Raw genomic sequence first — 19622 nt, forward strand, 5'->3', positions numbered from 1 at the left:
AACGGAAATACCCGTAATTTCCGGCTATGCATATCAGGAACCTCACCCAGCAACTGGAGATTGATTATGTAATAAAGGATATCTGGCCCTTGCCACTGCATAAGCATACGCATTTTGAGCTCTTGTACATTATGCGGGGAAGAGGCCAGCATATGATCAATGGCAGTACTTATAACTATGAACAGGGAGACCTTTTCATGCTGGCGCCACAGGATAATCACTTCTTTGTATTCCAGGAACGCAGTGCCATCTGCCTGGTGAAATTTCATGCGGACTTCTTCCGTGATTTTATGCAGGATGATAAGTTCAGGGAACTGTTCACCACATTGTCCTCTCCTTATCGCAAGGTATCATCGCAGGGTAGTAACAAAAAAGATATCATGCCGCTCATGGAACTGATCATCCGGGAGCACCGGAAGGAATCTGCACATCAGCAGATCATTATCAAAAATGCCTTGTCCCTGATCATCGCCCTCACAGCCAAAGACGCGGCCGAACAGCTATCTGCTGCCAAAGATGATAAGATCCAGGCAATCCTTAGTTATATCCATCAGCATATAGCTGACAAACATCTGCTGTCGGTACAGAAAATGGCGGAAACCTTCCATATCAGCAAAAGCTATTTTAACCAGTATTTTAAAAACGCTACTGGCAGTGCCTACAAAAAGTATGTGCAGGAATATGCATTGAAGCTGATCGCTCATCAGTTTGTGAACCGTAACAGGACCCTCACCCAGCTGGCAGAGGAATTTGGTTATAGCGATGAAAGCCACCTGAACAGGGCCTTTAAGGCGTATTTCCATCTCACACCTTCTGCCTTCAGGAAACAACAGCTCACCCTGTGAAAGGTGCCGGTCGATGCCATATCAACTGGCATGTTACTTGAACCAATATAGCTAACGTAAATCAGTAATGACATAAGTGTGCCGCCTGACGATAGCAGTTGCCCGGTTCTAACGTATGTTCATTAAATTTGTAGTAATCCGCCAAAGAATCTGCACATGAAAAAGAACATACTGGACATGTCCGGTACCACGGCCATCCCTTTACAGCTGGACGTGGCTATTTCCTTTAAACCTTTTACTGACTATCTCCGCAGGAGAGTGGCCGGGGAAAGAACCGCCAAGGCTGGTATCTACAGGAATACACTTGAACTGTTTGATAAGTACAATGTACATGATAAGGATATTACCATGGAGAACGTGCATGAATATGCCGAACTCCTGGAGCAGATCTACGTATGCCTGTCACCACCCCTCGCAGAGGAAGCCGAACTGGCATGGGGGATCAGCTTCCCCTTTCAGCCAATCCTGTTTTATGGCACAGAAATGTTGTATCATCTCATGGAAAGCAAGGTGGCTGATCATGAAAAGTATATCATGACCAAAACCCCGGAAGAATTCCATAAGAGCCGGCTGCAGATGATCTATTCCTTTGTGTTGCAACGGTTATATAACTTCCGCATGTCCGTGAAGACAGAACAGTACCATGCGGGCATTAATACTGAAACAGGATTATTACAATATTTCCAGGTACATATCAACACCGACTTTCTGGAGGTTGAACCCGTAGGAGAGCTGCCTGTGCCCGATTTCGGCGAGATCTCCCTTTTGCTCGCAGAAAATGCCGGTCATGAGGCCTTCGAGAAGATCCTGCCGTTATCCGCCTTCCGTTTCAGGGGATTGTGTGTTATATCCGTGTCTGACGTAACGGTACAAAAGGCAGTGGATAATATCGAGAATGTCAGACTGGCCCGTACACCTGATAATGATGAATCCAGTTACCAGCATGTGATTCAGTCACTGAAGACCATTGTTGGTAATAAAAAGATAGAATTTGACCTCTTCCCGCTTGTGAAGATCAATAATGAGCCTGTCTACGGATATAAGAAAGCAGGAACAGGTATCCTGTTTGAAGTGTGGGGCGACAGATTATCTCCGGAGGTGTTCCGTAAGCAGGCTAAAGGGTACTTTTCCAATCCTAACTCCTTCTTCTCCCGCGACCTTTTTGGTCCGAAAGAGATGGAAGTGACCTTTCTGGAACACTTCCGTAAACTGAAGGTCCGCTCACTGGCTTTGCTGCCCGTATTCTACAGCCGGCAACCGGTGGGAGTGCTGGCCATGCATACCTGGGAAGATGAGACGTTCGAAGAATCCACTGTTTCATTGCTCGAGCCGGCATTACCAGCCATTGCCCAGTTGTTTGAGGTCTATATTGATGAGTTTAACCTGGAGATCGAAACGATCATCAAGGAAAAATTTACCTCTATCCAGCCTTCTGTTCAATGGAAGTTCAACGAAGTCGCCTGGCATTATCTGCATAACAGGAAAAAAGGACTGCCCGAGGCGGCTGAGACGATCCAGTTCTGCGGGGTGTACCCACTGTATGGCGCCGTAGATATCCGGAACTCAACCATCGAAAGGAACAAAGCCATCATTACAGACCTGGATAGTCACCTGACCCTGCTCACGAAGACACTACAGTCATTGCAGGCCGACCATCACTCTGTCCTACAGGAAGAAATGATCTATAAATGTGGAAAATGGAGGGAGGTCCTGGGCGTGCAGCAACTGAACGCGAATGATGAGAACCGGCTGGTAACCTTTTTCCGGGAAGAGACCACGCCCTATCTGACACATCTCTCCAAACAGAACGGGAACAGCCTGATATTACAGGAATACCTGGCTGCGCTCGAAAAGTTCAATAGCAATCTGCATGGTAGCAAACATGCACTGGAACTGTCCATGCAGATGATCAATACCGTCGTGAATAACTACTTTGAAGCAGAGAAGGATACCCTTCAGACTTCCTATCCCTGCTATTTTGAAAAGTTCCGTACGGATGGTATAGAATACGATATCTATATCGGACAAGCCTTTGCACCGGACCAGCCGTTCAATCATTTTCACCTGAAGAACCTGCGGTTGTGGCAGTTATCTTCCATGGCTGCCGTGGCTAAACTGACGGCCTCTCTCGTGCCTGACATGCCGGTGCCGTTGCGTACCACACAGCTGATCTTTGTGCATAACCATACCATTGATATCAGTTTCAGGGCGGATGAGCGCAAATTTGATGTGGAAGGCGCCTATAACATCCGGTACCAGATGATCAAAAAGCGGATTGACAAGGTGCGTCTGCGCAATTCCGAAGAAAGACTGACTGCACCTGACAAAATAGTGCTGATCTATTTTGATAATAAGGACATAGAAGACTACCTGCCGTTCATTCACTATCTGCAGGAGAAAGGAACGTTGAATAACGACCTGGAAGAACTGGAACTGGAAGATCTGCAGGGATTAAGCGGGTTAAGAGCGCTGAGAGTAGGGGTAGCGGATTTATGACGTCATAACCGCAGGACCATAAAACTACGATATATCGTAAGTTGTAATGCTGTGGATTTTTTTATAAGTTGTTGTTTTTCATTTGATTATTCACGTGGCATCTCGATTGTCTTATAAGTGGTAATTAAATCTGCCACCTTTATGATCTATAATACTGAGAACACGCAATTGAAATCAAAGATTCAGATCCATGCATTTGAATCAGCAGAAATGATCAATGAGCTATCCGATCAGCAGACTTATAAACCGGAGCATGTCGAGATATTATGGTGTAAATATGGTACCGGCATAGTAGAAGCAGATGGAAAGACGATGCCTGTCGAAGAGAACCAGATCTATTGTTTTCTGCCTGGCCAGCTGCGCAAGTTTCAGCTGGATGGTCCTGTAAGTGGTTATTATATTTCTTTCGCACCAGATTGCCTGTACCTGTCCTATCACCTGAAAGATATGATGTCTTCTTTCGAAGAATCCATTCTGAATATGCAGTTACTCAGCTTCCGGGCGGATGAAGAGATGCAGGAAGAGCTGGAAGAGATCGTGAAGAAGATGCAGCGTGAGTGTGAATGTAATCTCTGGATGCGTTCAGAAGTATTATCAGGACTACTGAATGTATTTATGATCTATTTATCCAGAGAGCTGGGACTGATGGGACAAACACAGGTGCTTTCGAGAGAAGGTGATATAGCCAGGAAATTCATGAAGATGCTGAAACAGCATTTTATTACCCGTAAGAGAGTGTCAGATTATGCAGATGCATTGAGTGTGACCCCTAACTACCTGAATGCAGCAGTAAAGAAAGTAACAGGTTTTACCGTAAGCTATCAGATCCACAAACAGATCATACTGGAAGCAAAACGCCGCATTCTGTATTCAGATAACAGCCTGAAAGAAATTGCCTTTGATCTGGGATTTGATAACCAGGCGCACTTCAGCAAGTTCTTTAAGGCGAAGACAGGCATGAACTATACGAAGTATAAGCATAGCATGGCAGAGATGGTGTGATACGGTAAAGAATCCGGAATTGCCCATGGAAAGAGCTGGCTTTTTTCAGTAATTGCATCACGTAGAAATTAATATAACCTGGCAGAAGATGTTACATCCGCTGCCAGGTTTTTTATTGCCCTGTAGTATAGTTATAGGTTGTGAATACACTACGAATGCAAAAACCAGGAAGCTGTTGTTGCCAACTACTTCCTGGTTCTTGTATGTTAATAAATGGGAAGATTATTTCTGGTAGGCTGCTAATGCTTCTTTTATGGCTTCAGATGAAGGTGCGTAAAAAGCTGGTCCTGATAACAGTGTCAGCTTTACCACTGGTTTGAACGCAGACATTTTTTTCTCTTTCAGATGGATCTGTGTGTTGTAAGCATCCAGTGCTCCTTTCACTACATTTTCGGCCACTTCTTTCGTATTAGAATCGATACCTGCATCTTTGATATCGCTGGCATGTGAATAAGACGTTACTCCGAGTCTCAGTGCTTCTCTCATACCGATAGCCCCAATAGTATACATCACATCTGCGTTGAATTTATTCCTGTCGCCCAGACCGATCAGCAGTACCTGTTTTGCCTTGACAGTGCCGGGAGGAGGGGTGATCAGGATGGTTTCGAATGCATGTCCTGTAAACTTGCCACTCTTCCGCAGCTCAGTGATGATACCATGTAATGATTCATCCAGGTGCAGCATACCATTCAGATTAGCTGGTAATGCAGGCGGATTGGTAATATCTCCTTCCGTATACTCAAATACACACGCGATCTGTAAAGGTGTTTCCTGTCCGGATGGCCCCATTACTTTTACTTCTACGGCTACGCCATTTGCTTTGCCTACTATAGCGGACGTGCCAAGTGCGGGCAGATCCTTTACCTGCGCCTGTACTGCGAATACAAATGAAAGCAGCAGGCCTGTCAGTGTTGTTTTAATTGTTCTCATATCTAAAACTTAAATGATAACTGTGTATTGAAGAAATATGAATTAACAGGAGAAGTGACCAGATGATCGATAAATGCACCGGTCTCAAAATACTGCATACCGCAACTCAGTTTAATGAATTTGCTGAATGCATAGTCTGCGCTCAGCAGATAGGCTGTTCCTATATAACGTTCGTCAGAGCCTGCGCCCGCCACGTTGAAGGAACCACTGGGCCGGTATATACCATCGCCGGTGGAGTAACGCCAGTTAAAAACCACATCCGCCTGCATAGAGAATTTATCACTGAATGTCAGATTACCATACGGATGCAGGTCTATCAGATTCGATGGTCCGATACGCGGATTGAATCCAAAGTAACCTCCTTTTGGATACAGAGGATTGAACGTTTGCAGGTTGCCATCACCGGGCGTTTTATCACCGGAGATATAGTCGTTACGCAGGGCGATCGTGGGCCGGAACCTCGCATGTTCAAACATGTAACCAATATCAATGGCGGTAGTCCATGCATTGATCCTGCCTCCTCCGAAAGTGCCGAACTGGTATGCGGCTTCCAGGTTGTAAATAAAGCCGCCACCATATTTCCAGTAGCGTACTGCGGCAGTATGCCTTGACTCTTCGGCTACACCCTCTTCAAACCGCGCATTGTCTTTACGGTGTCCGAGATAGTAGATGTCGAAATTACCCTGTCCGGGCAGGATGATGTAGGAATAGGCTCCCCACAGGTTCGCCTCCCGGATGGTGTGGTTATCAAACACGCCCGGGTTCACTTCGTCGTCCATCATAAAGAAGGCATCTACGCCAAACCTTGGTGCGTTATACATTACTTTACCACCTGTGAAATATTTACGTACGTTAGTACCTTCCCTTACGGATATCAGTCTGCCGGTGCCGTAGTCCAGTTCCTGTCTGCCGGCCCGTGCTACCAGCTTACGCTGCTTGGCCGTCCAGGTCTTCAGGGTAACGTCCACAAAGAGGTTCTGCACATTTAGTTCGTCTTTGTTCACTGGTGGAGAAGGTACTTTGCTGAAGCTTTCCAGCGCACTGCTCATCTGTGCAAATACCCTGACGTGAGGGCCCAGGTGCAGGTCCGCATGCAGGTTATATCGCTGCATTACCAGGCCGTTATAGTTCATACCATCCTTCTCCCATTCTTCGTGAAAAGATGCGGCATATTCATAGCGGGCTTCCCCCCCGAAGGATAGGTAAAAATGGTCTTTACTAAAGAGGGGTACATATTTGATGTGATTGTACCAGTGGCCGGTGGTATCGTTCCGCAGGTAATAGTAATCCTCATTGAAACGCATCAGTTTAAACTGTTGCGCATACAGGGGGTGTATACCGAGGTACAGAAAAAGTACCAATACGAATGCAAGGTGTTTCTTCATGGTGATGCGTATTCCGCCCCGGAGGAGTGAGCCTGATACGGTGTTTTATTTAATAACAATCTTCCGGCATCAAAGTTATCAGAAAGAGGTAGTTCGCCGGATCGCCAAATCATCGCAATTGATGTACATTTCCATAAACCGGGAAAATAATTAGGGGTAAAAAGAAAATGCCGCAACTATCTTTAGCTGCGGCATCCGTTATATATTGAAGCGTAGGTTTTACTTTTTGTAGTGCGCTCTTAACATCCAGGCCATTTTCTCATGCTCTTCCAGCAGACCGGTGATATAATCGCTGGTACCTGCATCCTTATAAGTATTAGCAAATGGTTCAATATTACCACGGATGAATTCAATGATGCTTTCATGATCGCCAAGCAATTCCTTAATAAAACCGAGGCTGTCATTGTCTCTTTCGCTGTATTCAGTCAGGTGGGTCAGTGACAGGAAGCTTTTTAGCGTCGCAGGTGCATAATGGCCCAGTGTACGGATCCTTTCTGCTACGCTATCCATGATCTCATCCAGTTGATTATACTGTGATTCGAAGAAGAGGTGCATGGAATGAAAATCAGGACCTTCCACGTTCCAGTGTGCATTGCGTGTTTTCGTATAAAGTACAAATTCATCTGCCAGTAATTTGGCCAGCTGGTTAGCTACTGCTTGTCTGTTTGCTTCTGTGATGCCAATATTTGTATTCATATAAAGGTAGTTTTAAATGCTTGTGTAATGCTAAGGTATAACATTCCTGTTGGTTAAAAATGCATCTGTTATAATTAACACATCGTTAGCAGCAATGAATACAAACATAATGTCGCGCAAGGGAATGAAAGGGCTGTAAGGACATGAAAGCAAATGACTGCAATGTTGTAAAACGAAACGTAAAAAGAAAAGGCAGACCTGTTAGTCTGCCTCCGTATATCGTCGTTCACCTTAACGGTGATCACCTACGAGATCATTGTTCTGATCACATCCAGTCCCTGCAGCACTTTATTCATGTCTGCTTCTGCACCCATCGCGATCCTGATGTATTCACCGGTAGTACCGGGAGCCGCAAATGCAGCACCCGCCATTACTTCCACTCCCTTATCCTGCAGATCTTTATATAACTTCATGGAAGTGAAGCCTGCAGGTAATTCCAGCCAGCAGTGAAAGCCATTCTCATGTCCCTGTACATTAAAGCCGGAAAGGAATGCTTTGGTCTGCGTCTGCCGCAGATGACCTTCCGCACGTTTACGGTGTAACAGGTCAGCCAGTTCACCACTGCGTATAACGTTTGTTACAAGCGATGTAAAGAAGGTAGACGGATTACTGGTAGTCAGTTTCGTCGCAGCTGCTATCGCAGCTGTATAACGCTCAGGAGCGACGATATAGGCTACCTTGATATCGGGTGCGATTGGTTTGGATAAGCTGTATATAAACCAACCCAGATCGGGTGCCAGCTGTGCAAAGTTAGCAGGTGGATTTTCTTCCAGGAAACCATAGGCATCATCATCAAGAATGAGCTGTCCGTTTTTTCTGGCTACAGCGATCAGTTCGAGTCTGCGGTCAGTTGGTATCACAATACCCGTCGGGTTATTGATCGTACCCATCACATATACAGCTTTGATATTGTGCCTGGCGGTAGCTGCTTCCAACGCGGAAGGGAGCATACCTTTTTCATCACCTTTACAACCGATCACCTGTACATTCAGTAAACGGGCGATGGCCTGAAAGTTACCATAGGTATACTCATCTACCGCGATCGCCGCTCCCTGTAAACCAGCAGCAATGATAGCCACCATAATAGCCTGATGGCCGGAGGTAACAATAGAGATCTGTTCTTCACTGATAGCGGGTCCTTTACCTGACAGCCAGGTAGCGGCCGTCTTTCGGTCTTCCAGGTTGCCATTGGCAGGCTTGATGGTTAACCACTCATTATAGGTGGAATAGTGCCTTTCAATAATGCGTCTGAAAGCTGTCTGTTGTTCTGCCAGTACCGGGTAGTTGGAACTTAAAGATATCATGTGAAGCGGGTATTTGGAGTGCCAAAAGTAAATAGAAATCAGGAATTGGGAATTAGGCATTTGTCAGCCTCCCGCCAATCCCTGATTCCCAATTCCTAATTATCTCCTGAGATCCGGCCCGCCTGCGATGCCAGCAACATAATTCCCGTGCCGAGTAATGCGATCAGGGCAAATGACCAGCGCAGATCACTGGCTTCTGAGATGAACCCTATTACAGGTGGTCCCAGCAGGAACCCAAAAAAGCCTACGGTGGACACCGCTGCAATCGCTACGCCGGGTGCCATTGTTTTAGACTTGCCCGCCAGCGCCAGTACCAGCGGTACCACAGATGATACGCCTATACCTACCAGCAGAAAGCCGATGGTGGCGGTAACCAGATATGGAAGACAGATCGCAATGATCAGTCCCGTTGTTGTCAGCGATCCACTCAGCTGTAATACACGCTTTGTACCAAGTTTCGTGACAAACCTGTCTGCAACGAAACGACCGCCTGCCATGGTACTCATAAAAGCAATATAGCCGACTGTGGTCAGGTGCTCCGGTGTCTGTACCACTTTCTGAAAATAGATCCCGCTCCAGTCGAACATCGTACCTTCTGTTACCAGGCTTGAAAATGCGATCAGTCCCAGTTTAAGTATACTGCTGTCCGGACGGGCGAATATCGGTGCATCACTGTCAGTTTTTTCATCTTCGGACAAGAGATATTTCCAGGAGAATACGACCAGTAGAAAACAGAGCACACAGATCAGTGAGAAATGATAGTTTACCGGTATATCCTGTGAAACAGCGATCGTACCGATACCGATACCAGCGAAACCTCCTACACTCCACAGACCGTGGAAAGAAGCCATAATGGACCTGCCATATAAAGCTTCAATTCCGACAGCCTGTGTGTTCATGGATATTTCAAAGAGGTTGTTCATGAGACCAAAGAGGAACAACAGGATCACCAACTGCCAGATGCCAGGTGCAAAGCCTATTGCAGACAGCATCACGGGGAATAATAGTCCGGCACTGATCAGTACCTTCCTGCTGCCGTAACGGGTCACCAGCCAGCCTGATACAGGCAGACTCACCATCAGTCCGATAGGTAACGCAAAGAGCACACTGCCCAGTGCGGCATCACTCAGCTGAAAGGTGGCTTTGATATCATGTATCCTGCACGCCCAGCTGGAATAGGTGAGTCCGGCAATAAAGAAAAACACGCTTGCTGCAATGCGGTGCGCCTGTTTAAGGTTCAAATGGACAGTCAGATCTTTCATTGTTGTCAGGAGGTTAATGTCAGCAGACCAATATGTTGCTCGAGTTCGTCATAATCCGCAATTCTGATAATATCAGGAATATGCGCCAGCTTCTTGTTATCAATACCGATAAATTGTATGCCAAGTTGCTGCGTCGCCTGGTAATCCCATTGCCCGTCGCCTACATAGATAATGTCAGCCAGTTCAGGATGGGTGTTATGACGTTTGTTCATCTTACTGATAGTGTTGCCGATGATGTCGCGTCTTGCGAAAGCGTCCTGTGCAAAAGAGGCTGCACTGCATCCTTCTATACTGATATCAGCACATTGCAGTTTGAACAGTGCCGATTGTTTCCAGCCGCCGGTAGCGAGTCCTACCCGCAGTCCATCCTGCTGTGTAAGCCGCCGAATGATCTTTCCTGCTTTAGGTATTTCGCGGAAATAGTGTGCCTGCTTTTCGTAGGCAATTTCCAGCAGGTTACAGAAACAGTCGATGAAGTTTTCTATCTCCGTGACTGTGCAGGGGCGGTTCCTGCGTTCGACCGATAACTGGTGCAGGATGCCTGAGTCCGTGGTGTTCTCATAGTGACCGTAATTGGTATTGAAGTTGGAGAACCCGAATGTTTCAGCGATGGCCTGTGTATAACAAAGATCATCGATCTCCGTCGTATTGGTCAGTGTGCCATCAATATCGAAAATGATGTACTTCATAGTGAAATGTTTAGAATGTAATGACCGATTTCAGGCTGCTAATGTCATTGTTGCGTTGTTGCCTGTCGACATTGCAGCCCAGGTGTAATACAGCTTCCTGGAATTCGTCAATACCATATGACCGCGTGATGATCTTTTCCAGTCCGAGTACCTGGCCATTGATGAGGTCTACGGCATGTTTGAAAGTATCCTGCGAGTCGATGGAGCCGATGATGGAAATACTGCGGTCCGTGATTTCGCGCGGGTTGATCGTCTGCTGATTATTACGCAGACCTATCAACGCAATCTTGCCACCATCGGCAATAGCATCGACTGATTTTTCCAGCATGCTGCCTGTTGTATCAACAATCAGGTCATACTGATGTTTACGAGGTGCAAAATGACCAGACAGGTACCAGCCTGAAGTCAGTATATCATTACTGCTGATCAGGTTTGTCCGGTTAGCGGACGTTTCATAAATAGTACCAGCCTGTATACCGTATTGTTTCAATGCCAGATAGAAGAGTAATCCGATCGGACCTCCGCCAAGTATTGCCACGTTGTAAAAAGGCGAGACAGCCAGTTTCTTAACAGCGGTCAGTACACAGCTGAGGGGCTCAGACATAGCACCCTGTTCGAAAGGCACACCGTCTGCCAGTGGATAGATAAAGCGTTTGGTTGTCTTGAAATATTTCGTGAAAGTGCCATCAATCGAGACGCCGGCTTCCGTGCTCGATTTATAGGAGCAGTGATTACGCAATCCTTTTCTGCAGTTCTCGCAGTAACCACAGTAGTAAGTGGGGTCAATGATCACACGATCGCCGATGTTGCAGTTATCAACACCATTGCCTTTGTCTACCACTACACCAGCAGATTCATGACCGATGATCACTTTTTGCCTGGCGTTGTATTCGCCTGAGATGATGCTGAGGTCTGTACCGCATATACCGGTAGCGCGGATCTCCACAATGACCTCATCCGGCAGCGTGATAGCAGGTTCTTCACGTTCTTCCAGCCGGATGTTCCAGGGGCCGTTATAAACTATAGCTTGCATGGGTAACGGTTTTTACTTGACTGAATATTTTATCCAATCTGCCACAGATCTCTTCTATGTCATCTACGGTAGCAGTGAGCGCAGGTCTTACTTTCACTACGTTGCCAAATCCGTAGCGGGAGCCTCTGAGAATAAGTTTCTGTTCAGTGAGGGCGTTGTCGATGATGCGGTTAGTAAGTTTAACATCCGGTGCACCGTCCTGGTCTACTATTTCAAGACCCCACATATAGCCCATACCTCTGACGTCGCCAATGAAGTGACCATACTTTTCTTTCAGTCTGTTCAACAGCTGACCGAGTACGACGCCATTGTCACGGACGTTTTGCAGGAAACCTTCACGGGATACGATCTCCATGGTTTTCTTCGCGGCGCCGAGTGATAACAGGTTGCCACCTGATGTATAGGAATGTTCCCATTTTTCAAGTACGGCAAATTCAGGTTTGTAGAGGATGGCAGCCGTAGGAATACCGATACCACCCAGTCCTTTTGCGAGTGTGATAATATCAGGTTCCATATCAAAATATTCACTGGCAAACATGTAGCCTGTTCTGCCAATACCTGTCTGTACTTCATCCGAGATCAGGACGATGTTCAGTTCTTCGCAGAGTTTTTTGAGTCTTTCGAAATATCCCGGCGGTGGCACGATATTACCACCATTACCGAGGATGGGCTCCATGATCATGCACGATACGTTGCCGGAGCTCCCGTATTCTACATGGTCGTGGATCGCTTCTATACACATGTATCCGCAATTCGGATATTTGGCAGAGAAGGGGCAGCGGTAGCAGTAAGGCGCCGGTACAGTGGCGTGCTGGCTGTACATGGTATTGGAGAATGATTTCCGTCTGAATGCATTACCGGAAATGTTGGTCGCAAACAGTGTTTGTCCATGATGGGAGAGGGACAAACTGATCACTTCATTTTTACCATTGAACTTGTTGGCGATCTTCACTGCACCTTCATTGGCGGTAGAACCGATAATATCGCGCATCCATCCGTCAGTAATACCTGCGGGTGCATGTTCGAGTATGCTGTCTAATACGTTGGCAGCAAGGTCGCCGGTAAACGAGGAGGAAACATGGATCAGATCTTTTACCTGTTGTTGTAATACCTCGACAACTTCCGGATGACTATATCCGAGTGCGAGATTGAATGTGCCGGATACGGCATCGATATATTCTTCGTCGTGCGACGTGTAAAGGCGTATGCCACTGCCTTTAGTAAACTCTATGTTAGCAGACATGGGGTTTGAGGGTTTTACATGGGAAAACAAAATAGTGGAATGGGCGTAAGATAACGGTCAGATGGACTGAGTTACATAACGAACAAGGGTTTCATGAACTTCCTGCAGGGAATCCGGGTTATACAATGATTTTTAGGACGTGGTAGAAAAACGTTTTACTAACTTCGATATCAAATTGACGATGGAAAAGTAGAATCTATTTAGCAGAATTTATTTTTTTTATTTTATCCGAAACCATTATTTTCTATTAATTGATTATGTTATTTACGCTGTTATCGTGAAAGAGGTGACATGCTGTAATGCTTGCCTGTATTGACTTACGGCGATCAGGTGCATTGTTGTCGCGTCGATATCTCTGACGTATTACTGCATCGTGTTGTTGATAAAAAGGCGAATGCAGGTAATGGTGTGCAGGATGCTTTACTGGTTGTTCTTATATTCGCTTTGAATGTCTTCAGGTAAGCTTTCTCTTCCGTTTCTCCTCCGTTTTAAAACGGAGGAGAAACGGAAGAGAAAGCTTACCTGAACAATACTAAAACAATACTGAACCGGAGATGAACGGATGGCAAAATTGTCCGCTTTTTAGCGGTTTACCAGGTGTTTCATATGCCCACCCCCGCATTTCTGCAGTTCACGTACAGCATTTTGCAGTTCACGTACATTGTCAAAAAAAGAAAAAACTGGTTCCTGTAATTTCGGGTTAATGAATTCGGTATGACAGGCGGGTAGTTAAGGAGGGAGCCGTTGCCTTCTGGTCTTTGTCTGTCAGCTGAAAACGAAAACGGCCATTCCGTGTTGCAGGAACAGCCGTCGTCGCATTATTTTCCATTTCTTTATATAGAACAACACGGTGTTGTTATTCTATCACAGTCACGTGCCCTTTGAAGGAACCACTAATAGTTTTTCCTTTACCGAATTCCAGTGTATACGTGAACGACTGGTACTCCGGGCCTTGAGAAAATGTCAGGCTTCCACCCGTAGGTTTACTGTATATTTCACCAGTACCATCTACTTCGGTGCCTGATTGGTACGTTACATTGTTGTAAAGCAATGCAACATCGAAATTCTTTGTTTTGTCGAACGTCGCCGCATCAGCGGGTAGGTAAGTGTAGGAGCCTTTATTGTCAAGTGTATCCAGGAGGAATTGTACGGTATGTACATTACCTGAAAATGATCCCAGTGGATATTTGTCCGTAAAGGCGATCTCCGTGCCCCCCACCCAGTTCTTCTGAATAGCGTAATCAGTATGAATAAAAAGATCGTTTTGTGTAAATCCGTTTACCGGATCAATATTGTTGTTGTTACCATCAGTGCATCCGGAAAAGGCATAACATAGTATTCCAGCCAATAAGCTATATGCTGATCTAGTCATTTAGTTGTAGGTTTCTGTAGTCTTATACTGATTGTGGTGCAAATATATAAATACTTTTGGATGGATATGCACATCTAAAAGTATAGATTTTACTATAATATAAATATAGCACAAAAGTGTGCAGTAACAGGCAGTGTTTATGCAGGATCGGGCAGTAAATTATTTCACGAGAAATAATACGTCGTTAAACTCGCCTTTCACCGTGGTATTGGTATATTTTAGGTCGTATACCACGCTATAGAAGCCTTCCACTATCCTTATGGTGACGGAACCACCGGTCAGTGAATCCAGTCCTTTGGCCGCATCGGTGAACTCCCCTCTTGCAAAGGGCTGATTGCGGTAAACGGTGGCCGATTCAAAGTTTTTCTTTTTATCGTACCCGGTGGAGTCACTGTTTTTGTAAGTGTAGGTCTGGCCGGAGATGATCGTGTCCAGGTTAATTCCTACTGCGCTTACATCGCCGGAGAAGCCTTCGACGAGCAGGTCCTTATCTGCAAAGGTGATCGAACTACCCTCTGCACCCCACTCCATCAGGTAGCCATAAGGAGTGACTACATCCTGTCCGTCGAGAGAAAAGCTGTTAGCCGGCGCTTCACTGATCGGATCAACTTTACCGCAGGCTGTAAACAATACAATGGCTGCCAGCAGGCAAAAGGCCAATTTTTTCATGTGATAGTGGTTTTATAGGTATAGGTATGCAAATATATCGCTATTTAACATATTAAGAAATACTTGCAGATAATCAGTGGCAGGAGACGATGCCCGATGCCTGCCCATCACTTTCCCGTGGCGCAATCTTTGATCCCGCAAATATGATCAAAACTTATTACTATGGATCAAGTTGCTGTGCCGGTATCGGTTGATCAATCCACACATGCTATTACGCTTACGATCAATAAAATACCGTATGAACTACATGTACGTCCCTGGGTGACACTGTTGGATGCCATTCGTGAGTACGTGGGGCTGACAGGCACCAAGAAGGGCTGCGATCACGGTCAGTGCGGGGCCTGTACGGTACTGGTGAACGGGAAACGCATCAATGCCTGCCTGACGCTGGCAGTGATGAAGAACGGGGCCGAGATCACCACGATCGAAGGGGTGGCCGAAAGCGGGGTACTACATCCTTTGCAACAGGCTTTTATTGACCAGGATGCCTTCCAGTGCGGATACTGCACACCAGGACAGATCTGCTCGGCTATCGGTATGATCAGTGAAGGCAGGGCGAAAACCAGGGAGGATATCCAGGAACTGATGAGTGGAAACCTGTGCCGCTGTGGCGCTTATCCGAATATTGTGGCAGCTGTGCAACAAGTAAATCAGACACTATGAACAACTTCACTTACTCACACGCCACCTGCATAGATAATGCTGTCAGTGAAATGGCTGCACATCAGGAGGCCCGTTTTATAGCCGGTGGCACTAACCTGATCGATCTGATGAAAGAAAATGTGATGCATCCGGACCATCTGATCGATATCAACGGACTTTACCTGAACAGCATAGATTTCCTGGATGACGGACGGCTGTTCCTTGGTGCCCTGGTGACCAACGCGGATACTGCCTGGCATCCGGCAGTAGAGAAATACTACCCGCTGTTGTCTGCTGCGATACTGGCGGGTGCCTCTCCGCAGCTGCGCAATATGGCAACCAACGGTGGTAACCTGATGCAGCGTACCAGGTGTTACTACTTTTATGATACAAGTACTCCATGCAATAAGCGCGAGCCGGGCAGCGGCTGTAGTGCCATCAATGGATATAACCGTATTCATGCTATTCTGGGTACAAGTCAGCAATGTATTGCCGTACATCCCAGTGATATGTGTGTGGCGTTACGGGCGTTGAACGCTGTCATACAGGTACGGGGGCATGAAGGCGAAAGACTGATACGCATGGAAGACTTTCACCGCTTACCTGGCGATACGCCTCAGATAGATAACAACCTCGCCGCAGAAGAGCTGATCACAGGTATCATCCTGCCCCGTGAACAGTTTACACACTATAAATACCTGAAAGTAAGGGACAGGGCGTCCTATGCATTCGCACTGGTATCTGTCGCGGTCTTATTCAGGATGGAGCAGGATCATATCGCGGATGTAAGACTGGCCTTGGGCGGCGTAGCGCACAAGCCATGGCGGAATATGGAAGCGGAGAACTGGCTGAAAGGCAAATCTGCTACGGTTGAGAACTTCGCACACGCAGCAGACATGATCTTACAAGACGCTGTGACATTTGGAACAAATGATTTTAAACCGGCACTGGCAAAGCGTGCGATCATACGTGCCTGCCGTGAGGCCATAAATGGAGAACGATGAGCAATCAGACAACATATATCGGTAAGCCGGTGAACCGGGTAGACGGCTATGCAAAGGTGACCGGTGATGCAAAGTATGCGGCTGATCATGATGCAAAAGGGCTTTGTTATGGTGTGATCGTGTCAGCCGGCATTGCGAAAGGGAAGATCCTGCATATTGATACAGATGCGGCGACGCAGCTGGAAGGTGTGTTTAAGGTGTTCACGCATGAGAATGTATCCGGACTAGCCTGGTTCAACCGTAGTTATAAAGATATGGATGCGCCTCCCGGTAAGCATTTCCGTTATCTGCAAACAGATATTGTTACCTATAGTCAGCAACCGGTAGCGCTCGTGGTAGCCGCGACGTTTGAACTGGCGAGATATGCGGCCACACTGGTGCGGATAACTTATGAGGCGGATGCACACGTGACTAACCTCACAGGCAACCTTGATCAGGCGAGGCCTCCAAAAGGGAAAAAGACCGGCTTTAAGAAGCCCGCCAACAGAGGCAAATTTGAAAAGGCATTTCAGGCGGCGCCTGTGAAAACAACAGCCACCTATTATCACGGTGCAGAGCACCATAATCCGATGGAAATGCATGCCAGCACTGTGTTGTATTACAAAGACGGTAGCATTACTGTATATGATAAAACACAGGGTGTACTCAATACACAGAGTTATATCAAAAGCGTGTTCGGTTTATCCGGTAAGAAAGTAAGAACATTTGCACCCTTTGTTGGTGGCGCGTTCGGTTCCGGACTACGACCGCAGTACCAGCTGTTCATGGCGGTACTGGCAGCGCTGGAGTTAAAAAGATCTGTGAAGGTGATGATGACGAGGCAGCAGATGTTTTCATTCGGTTTCAGACCTATTACACAGCAGACATTAGCCATCGGGGCGATGGAAGATGGCTCGCTCGAAGCCATCAGTCATAGCGCTGTTTCCGGCACCTCCCGGTTTGAAGACTATGTGGAGAACATTGTGAACTGGTCAGGTTCCCTGTACCATTGCCGGAATGTGAAACAATCCTATGAGCTGGTAAGTATGGATACGTTTACGCCGCTGGATATGCGGGCACCCGGTGCTGTAACAGGTATGTTCGGACTGGAATGTGCGATGGATGAACTGTCGTATCAACTGAACATAGACCCGCTGGAGTTGCGGCGTATCAACTATAGTGTGGAAGATGGATCGATGAAGAAGCCCTATTCCAGTAAAGCGCTGATGGATTGTTACGAACAGGCGGCTGCAGCATTCGGTTGGTCAGAACGATCACCGCAACCCAGGTCTATGAAGAACGGACACCTGTTAACAGGATGGGGAATGGCGACCGGTATGTGGGATGCGAATACCGTCCCTGCAAGAGCAAAGGCAGTCTTTACGGCAGATGGCAGACTGACGGTAGGAAGTGCAACGGCAGATATTGGTACTGGTACCTATACGATCATGACACAGATCGCTGCTGAAACACTCGGGCTACCACTCGATCAGGTCACTTTTCAGCTGGGAGATGCGTCATTACCGTTTGCTTACCTGGAAGGAGGCTCTACTACGGCGGCTTCTGTAGGCACAGCGGTGCAGCAGGCATGTGTACAGATCAGGGAACGCCTGTTCTCACTGGCGAAGGACATTCCTGATTCCCCCTTCAGGGAACTGACCATTGAACAGGTGTCTTTTGAAGATGGGAAGCTGTTTATGACAGAGACGCCCGCGAACTTTATTCACCTGAAAGATATTATGACGCTGACCGATACAAATGAAGTGAAGGTAACTTCCACACCGCTGCCGAATATCTTCAAACAGATGAAGTATGCGAAGAACACCCATGCCGCTGTTTTTGCGGAAGTCCAGGTAGATGAGGAACTTGGTGTTGTGAAAGTGACGCGCGTAGTGAGTGCGGTGGCGGCAGGCAGGATATTGAATCCGAAGACCGCCCGTAGTCAGATCATGGGAGGCATCGTCTGGGGCATATCAGGCGCATTGTATGAAGAGAGTGTGCTGGATCATCAGTTTGGCCGCTTTATAAACCATAACTATGCGGAGTACCATATTCCGGTGAACCTGGATATTCACAATATCGAGGTGATCTTCGTGGAAGAAAAAGATGATGTGGTGAATCCGATGGGCATCAAGGGTGTCGGAGAAATAGGCCAGGTAGGGGTGGCTGCTGCTATTGCGAATGCTATCTATCATGCTACGGGAAAAAGGATCAGGGAGCTGCCTATTACACTGGATAAATTGTTATAATGAAAAGGCTGCACGATGCAGCCTTTTCTTGTGTGAGCTATGGAACCTGACCATTATGGCCAGCAGTATTTACAACGTCTGACTGTTCAATGCAGCCTGTAGTTCTTCTTCATTCGTCAGGTCGAGCCGCAGTGGCGTAATTGACACAAAATCATTCTCTACCGCCCACCTGTCTGTACCTTCTTCCGCCGGTTCAAGCGGGGTCACAGTGAACCAGTAATGTTTACGGTTCATAGGGTCAGTACCCGGAACGATCTTCCCATCATATAAACGTACGGATTGCCTGGTCCAGCGGATGCCCTTCGGATGAGGGGGAAAATTGACGTTAAAGAGGCTTAATCCGGGCTTTTCGAGTAGTAGTTCAAGTACCTGTGCCACATATTCCTCAAAAGCTTCAAAATCAGGCTCAGATTTCCCTACCGGCGTACTGAGCGCTATACCCTTTATGCCGAGCAGAACAGCCTGTTTAGCTGCGGCCAGCGTACCGGAATGCCACATACCGTTTCCCAGGTTCGGCCCCATATTGATGCCTGAAAGCACCACATCCGTTTTGGAATACAGATGAGTACCCAGTGCCACGCAGTCAGCCGGAGTGCCATTAACACGATATGCTTCGATGCCTTCAAAATTGATAGGGGAGGTCTTAAAGGATAGTGGCCGGGAATGTGTCACCGCATGTCCCATGGAAGACTGTTCCACATCCGGAGCCACAATGCGTACTTCCCCGAACCGGGCAGCTACTTTGGCCAGTGCCGCAATGCCCGGACTATATATGCCGTCGTCGTTTGTGATAAGTATTCTCATACCAATGCGGCCTCCAAA

General features: G+C 46.9%; 17 protein-coding genes. 6 read left to right on the forward strand and 11 right to left on the reverse strand.

Annotated elements, in window-relative coordinates; all coding sequences use genetic code 11:
* Positions 1-26 precede the first annotated feature (26 nt).
* From GWR21_RS26035 to GWR21_RS26045, 3 genes are all read left to right on the forward strand, one after another.
* Positions 27-845: an AraC family transcriptional regulator gene (locus tag GWR21_RS26035; RefSeq protein ID WP_162334638.1), complete on the forward strand. Its 819-nt coding sequence runs from the start codon at positions 27-29 to the stop codon at positions 843-845.
* 156 nt (positions 846-1001) lie between these two features.
* Entirely contained in the window at positions 1002-3341 is a 2340-nt protein-coding gene (locus GWR21_RS26040) for a GAF domain-containing protein (protein ID WP_162334639.1), read from the forward strand.
* Between the two features lie 141 nt (positions 3342-3482).
* Positions 3483-4343, forward strand: a complete 861-nt coding sequence (locus GWR21_RS26045) for a helix-turn-helix domain-containing protein (protein ID WP_162334640.1) — start codon at positions 3483-3485, stop codon at positions 4341-4343.
* A 222-nt stretch (positions 4344-4565) separates the two neighbouring features.
* On the opposite strand, the gene GWR21_RS26050 is transcribed toward GWR21_RS26045, so the two are convergent.
* The 10 genes from GWR21_RS26050 to GWR21_RS26095 form a co-directional block, all read right to left on the reverse strand.
* Positions 4566-5273: a M17 family peptidase N-terminal domain-containing protein gene (locus GWR21_RS26050; protein ID WP_162334641.1), complete on the reverse strand. Its 708-nt coding sequence runs from the start codon at positions 5271-5273 to the stop codon at positions 4566-4568.
* A gap of 2 nt (positions 5274-5275) precedes the next feature.
* Positions 5276-6658 (reverse strand): alginate export family protein, encoded by a 1383-nt coding sequence (locus GWR21_RS26055; protein WP_162334642.1) that lies wholly within the window; start codon positions 6656-6658, stop codon positions 5276-5278.
* Between the two features lie 219 nt (positions 6659-6877).
* Positions 6878-7354 (reverse strand): Dps family protein, encoded by a 477-nt coding sequence (locus tag GWR21_RS26060; RefSeq protein ID WP_162334643.1) that lies wholly within the window; start codon positions 7352-7354, stop codon positions 6878-6880.
* Positions 7355-7599: 245 nt separating this feature from the next.
* The gene (locus GWR21_RS26065) at positions 7600-8658 is read right to left on the reverse strand and encodes an aminotransferase-like domain-containing protein (protein WP_162334644.1); all 1059 of its coding nucleotides are present in this window, start codon (positions 8656-8658) and stop codon (positions 7600-7602) included.
* 95 nt (positions 8659-8753) lie between these two features.
* Complete coding sequence (locus GWR21_RS26070; RefSeq protein WP_162334645.1) at positions 8754-9920, reverse strand: MFS transporter; 1167 nt, start codon at positions 9918-9920, stop codon at positions 8754-8756.
* Positions 9921-9925: 5 nt separating this feature from the next.
* Complete coding sequence (locus GWR21_RS26075; protein WP_162334646.1) at positions 9926-10609, reverse strand: HAD family hydrolase; 684 nt, start codon at positions 10607-10609, stop codon at positions 9926-9928.
* Positions 10610-10619: 10 nt separating this feature from the next.
* Positions 10620-11642, reverse strand: coding sequence for a zinc-dependent alcohol dehydrogenase (locus GWR21_RS26080; protein WP_162334647.1), 1023 nt, complete (start codon positions 11640-11642; stop codon positions 10620-10622).
* On the reverse strand, positions 11623-12885 hold the full coding sequence (locus tag GWR21_RS26085) for an aspartate aminotransferase family protein (protein ID WP_162334648.1): 1263 nt from the start codon (positions 12883-12885) through the stop codon (positions 11623-11625). Before GWR21_RS26085 ends, GWR21_RS26080 begins: the two co-directional genes overlap by 20 nt.
* An 856-nt stretch (positions 12886-13741) precedes the next feature.
* A complete protein-coding gene (locus GWR21_RS26090; protein WP_162334649.1) occupies positions 13742-14257 on the reverse strand; it encodes a hypothetical protein in 516 nt (171 codons plus the stop codon).
* A gap of 159 nt (positions 14258-14416) precedes the next feature.
* Complete coding sequence (locus GWR21_RS26095; protein WP_162334650.1) at positions 14417-14926, reverse strand: hypothetical protein; 510 nt, start codon at positions 14924-14926, stop codon at positions 14417-14419.
* A 162-nt stretch (positions 14927-15088) separates the two neighbouring features.
* Here GWR21_RS26095 and GWR21_RS26100 point away from each other — a divergent pair, with 162 nt between their 5' ends.
* From GWR21_RS26100 to GWR21_RS26110, 3 genes are read left to right on the forward strand one after another with little or no spacing between them, the layout of a single operon-like run.
* Entirely contained in the window at positions 15089-15589 is a 501-nt protein-coding gene (locus GWR21_RS26100; protein WP_162334651.1) for a (2Fe-2S)-binding protein, read from the forward strand.
* The gene (locus tag GWR21_RS26105; protein ID WP_162334652.1) at positions 15586-16572 is read left to right on the forward strand and encodes an FAD binding domain-containing protein; all 987 of its coding nucleotides are present in this window, start codon (positions 15586-15588) and stop codon (positions 16570-16572) included. The genes GWR21_RS26100 and GWR21_RS26105 overlap by 4 nt, the downstream gene beginning before the upstream one ends.
* On the forward strand, positions 16569-18800 hold the full coding sequence (locus tag GWR21_RS26110; protein ID WP_162334653.1) for a xanthine dehydrogenase family protein molybdopterin-binding subunit: 2232 nt from the start codon (positions 16569-16571) through the stop codon (positions 18798-18800). Before GWR21_RS26105 ends, GWR21_RS26110 begins: the two co-directional genes overlap by 4 nt.
* 69 nt (positions 18801-18869) lie before the next feature.
* On the opposite strand, the gene surE is transcribed toward GWR21_RS26110, so the two are convergent.
* Entirely contained in the window at positions 18870-19604 is a 735-nt protein-coding gene (gene surE, locus GWR21_RS26115) for a 5'/3'-nucleotidase SurE (protein WP_162334654.1), read from the reverse strand.
* Positions 19605-19622: the final 18 nt, after the last annotated feature.

The sequence above is a fragment of the Chitinophaga agri genome, assembly GCF_010093065.1.
GTDB classification, from domain to species: Bacteria; Bacteroidota; Bacteroidia; order Chitinophagales; family Chitinophagaceae; genus Chitinophaga; species Chitinophaga agri.

Excerpts from the sequence above, each read along its gene's own strand:
- GWR21_RS26090 (WP_162334649.1), bottom strand. The coding sequence starts at position 14,257 with ATGACTAGATCAGCATATAGCTTATTGGCTGGAATACTATGTTATGCC.
- GWR21_RS26070 (WP_162334645.1), bottom strand. The coding sequence starts at position 9,920 with ATGAAAGATCTGACTGTCCATTTGAACCTTAAACAGGCGCACCGCATT.
- GWR21_RS26110 (WP_162334653.1), top strand. The coding sequence starts at position 16,569 with ATGAGCAATCAGACAACATATATCGGTAAGCCGGTGAACCGGGTAGAC.
- GWR21_RS26060 (WP_162334643.1), bottom strand. The coding sequence starts at position 7,354 with ATGAATACAAATATTGGCATCACAGAAGCAAACAGACAAGCAGTAGCT.
- surE (WP_162334654.1), bottom strand. The coding sequence starts at position 19,604 with ATGAGAATACTTATCACAAACGACGACGGCATATATAGTCCGGGCATT.
- GWR21_RS26085 (WP_162334648.1), bottom strand. The coding sequence starts at position 12,885 with ATGTCTGCTAACATAGAGTTTACTAAAGGCAGTGGCATACGCCTTTAC.
- GWR21_RS26045 (WP_162334640.1), top strand. The coding sequence starts at position 3,483 with ATGATCTATAATACTGAGAACACGCAATTGAAATCAAAGATTCAGATC.
- GWR21_RS26095 (WP_162334650.1), bottom strand. The coding sequence starts at position 14,926 with ATGAAAAAATTGGCCTTTTGCCTGCTGGCAGCCATTGTATTGTTTACA.
- GWR21_RS26075 (WP_162334646.1), bottom strand. The coding sequence starts at position 10,609 with ATGAAGTACATCATTTTCGATATTGATGGCACACTGACCAATACGACG.
- GWR21_RS26040 (WP_162334639.1), top strand. The coding sequence starts at position 1,002 with ATGAAAAAGAACATACTGGACATGTCCGGTACCACGGCCATCCCTTTA.
- GWR21_RS26035 (WP_162334638.1), top strand. The coding sequence starts at position 27 with ATGCATATCAGGAACCTCACCCAGCAACTGGAGATTGATTATGTAATA.
- GWR21_RS26105 (WP_162334652.1), top strand. The coding sequence starts at position 15,586 with ATGAACAACTTCACTTACTCACACGCCACCTGCATAGATAATGCTGTC.
- GWR21_RS26100 (WP_162334651.1), top strand. The coding sequence starts at position 15,089 with ATGGATCAAGTTGCTGTGCCGGTATCGGTTGATCAATCCACACATGCT.
- GWR21_RS26065 (WP_162334644.1), bottom strand. The coding sequence starts at position 8,658 with ATGATATCTTTAAGTTCCAACTACCCGGTACTGGCAGAACAACAGACA.
- GWR21_RS26050 (WP_162334641.1), bottom strand. The coding sequence starts at position 5,273 with ATGAGAACAATTAAAACAACACTGACAGGCCTGCTGCTTTCATTTGTA.
- GWR21_RS26055 (WP_162334642.1), bottom strand. The coding sequence starts at position 6,658 with ATGAAGAAACACCTTGCATTCGTATTGGTACTTTTTCTGTACCTCGGT.
- GWR21_RS26080 (WP_162334647.1), bottom strand. The coding sequence starts at position 11,642 with ATGCAAGCTATAGTTTATAACGGCCCCTGGAACATCCGGCTGGAAGAA.